At 57.6% G+C, this 264-nt stretch carries 1 protein-coding gene; it reads left to right on the forward strand.

Annotated elements, in window-relative coordinates:
- Positions 1-264 (forward strand): hypothetical protein (locus tag ACPYOI_RS36390; RefSeq protein ID WP_481424219.1); only part of this gene is annotated, 264 nt, incomplete at both ends.

The raw sequence follows: 264 nt of genomic DNA on the forward strand, positions 1-264 counted from the left end.
CCGTAAAAAGGATCTCGTTTCACTCGATCATCTGCCTTCCGCCCAGGTCGATGATCCCATGATCGTGCATGTCCCCCCGGAACGCACCAGCCGCAATCGTTCTCATGTCTGGCATGTCTGCCGCATGACGCTGGTTTTCTTCACCCTTCTTGCAATCATCCTCGGCGCCGTCATCGCAACGATCGAAAGCGGCGTTTTCGATGTGCCGCTATCTCAGAAGGCGCAGACGGCCCTCGATAAGGCGATCGGTCCGCGCTACAAGGC

The organism is Rhizobium sp. SVR5-2C (genome assembly GCF_056755115.1).